We start from the raw sequence: 800 nt of genomic DNA, 5'->3' as shown, positions 1-800 counted from the left end.
CGTGCCCTCGGCGTCTTCGGGGCCGGCCACATCGGCGCGACGCTGCTCTCGCAGGGAGTGGTGGTGGCGACGGTGGCCGGCGGGGCGACCGCGCCCGACGTGCTGGACGCGATGGACATCGGCGTCAGCTACGGAGTGCTGGCCTCGCTGGGCGGGCTGGCCGGACTGCTGCGGCGGCCCGGGCGGGCGCTCGCGCTCGGGGCGGGACTGGCGCTGATCGGGCACCAGCTGCTCACCGATCCCGACCTGGTGACCTCGGTCGGGCATCCGGCGGCGATGCTGCTGGGCGTGGCGATGTGGCCGTGGCTGCGCCGGGGGAGGGGCCCGCGGGGGCCGGAGCGGGTGCGGGCCTGGAAGACGGCGACGGCCGTGGAGGGCTGAGCCGCGCAGGCCTGCGCCCGCTTCGCTCAGGGTGAACAGTCGGAGGGGAACAATCGGTGCGCCCCAAGCCTTAGTCAGGTCGACTCAACTTCACTGACTGGGGAGAGATCATGGCATCGACGTCCGTTCCGCTCACTCTGCCTGTGCTGCCGCTCGACGACGAGGTGGTGCTCCCCGGCATGGTGGTTCCGCTGGAGCTTTCGGATCCGGAGGTGAGGGCTGCCGTGGAGGCGGCCAGGGCGGGGAGCAGCGGGGGGAAGCCGCAGGTGCTGCTGGTGCCGCGGCTGGACGGGTCGTACGCGGCGGTGGGTGCGCTGGCGACGGTCGAGCAGGTGGGGCGGCTGGCGGACGGGGATCCGGCGGCGCTGGTGCGGGCCGTGCGACGGGTGCGGATCGGCACGGGGACGACCGGGCCGGGG

General features: G+C 74.6%; 2 protein-coding genes. Both read left to right on the top strand.

Annotation, left to right across the window (positions count from 1 at the left end; all coding sequences use genetic code 11):
• Window positions 1–381, top strand: a 381-nt coding sequence (locus tag IEZ12_RS05060) for a rhomboid-like protein (protein WP_373295433.1), incomplete at its 5' end; no start/stop codon positions are given.
• A 110-nt stretch (window positions 382–491) separates the two neighbouring features.
• A partial coding sequence (locus IEZ12_RS37725) for an LON peptidase substrate-binding domain-containing protein (RefSeq protein ID WP_229847254.1) occupies window positions 492–800 on the top strand: 309 nt, incomplete at its 3' end.

Source organism: Kitasatospora griseola (assembly GCF_014648555.1).
In the GTDB taxonomy this organism is placed as follows: domain Bacteria; phylum Actinomycetota; class Actinomycetes; order Streptomycetales; family Streptomycetaceae; genus Kitasatospora; species Kitasatospora griseola.
This window is presented reverse-complemented; position numbering and strand designations above follow the sequence as displayed.